The organism is Hymenobacter agri (genome assembly GCF_054778495.1).
The window spans coordinates 1-3,859 of the sequence record NZ_BAAGZM010000409.1 but is presented as its reverse complement, the minus strand read 5'-3'; the positions used below and the strand labels follow the sequence as shown (position 1 = coordinate 3,859).

Below are 3,859 nucleotides of genomic sequence, written 5' to 3'. Positions count from 1 at the left end.
GCCGACGGCCGCGAAATTCTGGTGCCATTGCCCGTGGCCGGCCTGATGTCGGACCAGCCCGGGGCCAACGTGGCAGCCGCCTACGCCGCCGTCGATGCGCTGTCGAAGGAGTTGGGCTCGCCGCTGGGCGCGCCGTTTATGACGCTTTCGTTTATGGCTCTACTCGTTATTCCCAGTCTGAAACTGAGCGACAAAGGCTTGTTCGATGGCCAGCAGTTCGCGTTTGTGGACGCGGTGGAATAAGGCCCGACGCAATTTTTAGCGCGGTTTCTGCGTAGGGAGCGGAGTTTGCCCCGCCCGCCGTTGAACGTTACTCGTCGGGAGTCGTTCAACGGCGGGCGAGGGCAAACTCCGCTCCCTACTGCTTATGAAACTGCTGCCTCTCCCCTCCCCCCTGCGCTTCGCCGGCTGCTTGATGTTGCTGGCACTGCTACCAACGCTCCCCGTCGCCGCGCAGAAATACCGCACCGCCGCCGGCCTGCGCAGCGACGGCAGCAGCTACGGCCTCACCGTGCAGCAGGTGTTTCTGCCCAAGGCTACCGTGGAAGGGCTGGCCATGTTCGCGCCCCGCGAGCGCACCTACACCGTGCTGGCCGAGCGGCACTTCGGCATCCTCGGCCCCAGCCTGAACTACTACTTCGGGGCCGGCGCGCACTACGGCAACAACCGCGACTCCGGCGACTTCTGGGGCTTCGATGGCATCGTAGGGGCCGAATACAAAATCGCCTTCACCCGCCTCGTTGTGTCCTTCGACTTCAAGCCCACCATCGAATACCACGCCGACGACTGGAACCGCTTCCCTACGGCGCTGTCACTGCGCTACGTCATCGTCCGGGAGAAAAACGGCGGCATCTTCCACGGGCTGTTCGACCGGTTCCGGAAAGATTAAAAAAAAGCCCCGCCTTCGGAATGAAAGCGGGGCTTTTTTGTGCGTTGCGGAAACGCTTACTGGAAACGCTTTTCCAGCAGCTTGCGCATTTTTTCTTCGGTCAGCGGCTTGGTTAGGTACTCCACGTTGGGGTACTGGGCCACGCGGGCGGTGTCGGCACCGTGCATCGAGGTCGTGAGCACGGCCATCACCGTTTGTTCCTGCACGGGCTGGGGCAGGGCGTTGTAGAGTTCCAGAAACTCAAAGCCTGATACGCCGGGCATTTTCAGGTCGACGAACACGAGGTCAGGCTTTTGGCCGTCGGCCGCCTGCTCGCCCCACAGCTGCTCGAACGCCTCGTCGGCGCGCGAGAAGGTGCTCACCTGGTTGGCCACAGCCAGCCGGCCCAGCAAACGGTTGTTGAGGAAGCTGGTGGTTTCGTTGTCGTCAACGAGTACAATGTGGTTCAAATTGGCGGACATAGATTACGATGATATTGCTAGCAAATACGAAGATACGAACCCCACTGCGCGCCCGCAACGCGCCGGCCGGCTACAGCCAGCCCTGTGCCCGCATCCAGTCGTCGTTGTAGATTTTGCCGAGGTAGCGCGTGCCGTGGTCGGGCAGCACAATTACCATCGTATCACCCTCTTTGAGGTGTTCGCGGGCATACTCCAGCGCGCCGTGCACAGCTGAGCCGCAGCTCCAGCCCACAAACAGGCCTTCTTCCTTGGCGAGGCGGCGCGTCATCAGGGCCGCGTCCTGGTCGGTTACTTTGATGAACTGGTCAATCACGTCGAAGTCGACGTTTTTGGGCAGAATGTCTTCGCCGATGCCTTCGGTTTTGTAGGGGTAAATCTCGTTTTCGTCGAAGATGCCCGTTTCCTTGTATTTCTTGAACACCGAGCCGTAGGTGTCGAGGCCCAGCGTGAAGATGTTGGGATTCTGCTCCTTGAGGTACTTGCTCACGCCGCAGATGGTGCCGCCCGTGCCCACGCCGGCTGCCCAGTGCGTGATTTTGCCTTCCGTCTGCTCCCAGATTTCGGGGCCGGTGGTGTCGTAGTGCGCAGCGGCGTTCGAAAGGTTGTCGTATTGATTGGGGTAGAACGAGTTGGGCGTTTCCTGGCTCAGGCGGCGGGCCACCGAGTAGTAGCTGCGCGGGTCTTCGGGGGCTACGTCGACGGGACACACCACCACTTCGGCGCCCACGGCGCGCAGGATGTCCTGCTTTTCCTTGCTCTGCTTGTCGCTCATCACGAAGATGGTTTTGTAGCCCTTGGCCACGGCGGCCAGGGCCAGGCCCATGCCCGTGTTGCCGCTGGTGCCTTCGATGATGGTGCCGCCGGGCTTGAGCAGGCCAGCCTTCTCGGCATCCTCAATCATGCGGATGGCCATGCGGTCCTTCACCGAGTTGCCGGGGTTGAAATACTCGACCTTGGCCAGAATGGTGCCCTTAATGCCGTCGGTTACTTTGTTGAGCTTAACGAGGGGGGTGCGGCCAACGGCCTCAATCACGTGGTTGAAATACATCAGAAATTGATGGGTGGGGAGATGGGAGGTGAGGCCGCAAAGGTACGAATTCCGGCGGCGGGGGCCGGCGGGGCGGAATTGGTTAACACCAGTACGTCATGCCTAGACTGCGGCTGTGCCTCCGCTCAACATGATGCGCCGTTGTGTGCGCTGCATGACGTTCTAGCCAAGCGTGGCATGACGTTCAACCGATTGCCCGGGCTTTGCCTTGCCCTAGCCCCAAAATGCCCTACTTTTGCAGCACCGCTGCCCGACCGGGCGGCCGCCCCACTTCATCAACACCCAAAAAAACCTCCGAATGAGCGTTCTGGTCAATAAAGATTCCAAGGTTATCGTGCAGGGCTTCACCGGCTCCGAGGGCTCGTTCCACGCCCAGCAGATGATGGACTACGGCACCAACGTGGTGGGCGGCGTCACGCCCGGCAAGGGTGGCACCGAGCACCTGGGCCGTCCCGTGTTCAACACCGTGGCCGAAGCCGTGGAGAAAGCCGGCGCCGACACCAGCATCATTTTCGTGCCCCCGGCTTTCGCCGCCGACGCCATTATGGAAGCGGCCGATGCCGGCATCAAGGTGATTATCACCATCACCGAAGGCATTCCGACCAAGGACATGATTGCCGTGAAGCACTACCTGAAAGACCGTACGGGCATCACGATGATTGGCCCGAACTGCCCCGGCGTAATGACCGCCGGCGAGTGCAAAGTGGGCATCATGCCCGGCTTCATCTTCTCGAAAGGCAAAATCGGCATCGTGAGCAAGTCGGGCACCCTGACCTACGAAGCCGTTGACCAGCTCACCAAAGCCGGCCTGGGCCAGACCACGGCCATCGGCATCGGCGGCGACCCCATCATCGGCACCACCACCAAGCAGGCCGTGGAATTGCTCATGAACGACCCCGAAACCGAGGGCATCGTGATGATTGGCGAAATCGGCGGCGGCATGGAAGCCGAAGCCGCCCGCTGGATTAAGGAAACCGGCAACAAGAAGCCCGTCGTAGGCTTCATCGCCGGCCAGACGGCCCCTCCCGGCCGCCGCATGGGCCACGCCGGTGCCATCGTGGGCGGTGCCGACGACACGGCCGCGGCCAAAATGAAAATCATGCGCGAGTGCGGCATCCACGTGGTGGATTCGCCGGCCGAAATCGGCGAAACCATGCTGCGCGTGCTCGGCGGCAAGTAATTGCCCACTGCTGCTTCAGCTTCGAAAAGCCCCGGCCGACGCCGGGGCTTTTTTTGTGACTTCCGGCCAGTGGTCTAGCTTTGCCCGCAGCTTTTGCCTCCTTTCTTCTGCATGAAAATTCGTTTCTACCTCTTGGCCGGCAGCCTGCTGGCCGGCGCTACTGTCCGCGCCCAGACTACCCCGCCCCTGCCCACGCTGAAAGCCACCCTCGATACCGTGGCCGTAACCGGCACCACCCGCGTGCTCACGCTGGCGGCCGCGCCGGGGCCCGAGCTTGCGGT

At 61.7% G+C, this 3,859-nt stretch carries 4 protein-coding genes and 1 pseudogene; 3 read left to right on the top strand and 2 right to left on the bottom strand.

Features of this window, described 5'->3' with window-relative positions; all coding sequences use genetic code 11:
• Together ACYVDE_RS16715 and ACYVDE_RS16710 are read left to right on the top strand one after the other, a co-directional pair.
• Positions 1-243, top strand: a 243-nt coding sequence (locus tag ACYVDE_RS16715) for an adenine deaminase C-terminal domain-containing protein (RefSeq protein WP_460502688.1), incomplete at its 5' end; no start/stop codon positions are given.
• A gap of 124 nt (positions 244-367) precedes the next feature.
• Positions 368-889, top strand: a complete 522-nt coding sequence (locus tag ACYVDE_RS16710) for a hypothetical protein (protein WP_460502687.1) — start codon at positions 368-370, stop codon at positions 887-889.
• 56 nt (positions 890-945) lie between these two features.
• On the opposite strand, the gene ACYVDE_RS16705 is transcribed toward ACYVDE_RS16710, so the two are convergent.
• Complete coding sequence (locus ACYVDE_RS16705; RefSeq protein ID WP_460502686.1) at positions 946-1,350, bottom strand: response regulator; 405 nt, start codon at positions 1,348-1,350, stop codon at positions 946-948.
• Between the two features lie 73 nt (positions 1,351-1,423).
• Positions 1,424-2,398 (bottom strand): annotated as a pseudogene (locus ACYVDE_RS16700) (PLP-dependent cysteine synthase family protein); the annotation flags it as partial.
• A 298-nt stretch (positions 2,399-2,696) separates the two neighbouring features.
• Between ACYVDE_RS16700 and sucD the strand changes: the two are divergent.
• The gene (gene sucD / locus ACYVDE_RS16695) at positions 2,697-3,578 is read left to right on the top strand and encodes a succinate--CoA ligase subunit alpha (RefSeq protein WP_460502685.1); all 882 of its coding nucleotides are present in this window, start codon (positions 2,697-2,699) and stop codon (positions 3,576-3,578) included.
• Positions 3,579-3,859 lie beyond the last annotated feature (281 nt).

Bases quoted from the DNA above. Each gene is read 5' to 3' on its own strand.
- sucD (WP_460502685.1), top strand. From the start codon at position 2,697: ATGAGCGTTCTGGTCAATAAAGATTCCAAGGTTATCGTGCAGGGCTTC.
- ACYVDE_RS16705 (WP_460502686.1), bottom strand. From the start codon at position 1,350: ATGTCCGCCAATTTGAACCACATTGTACTCGTTGACGACAACGAAACC.
- ACYVDE_RS16710 (WP_460502687.1), top strand. From the start codon at position 368: ATGAAACTGCTGCCTCTCCCCTCCCCCCTGCGCTTCGCCGGCTGCTTG.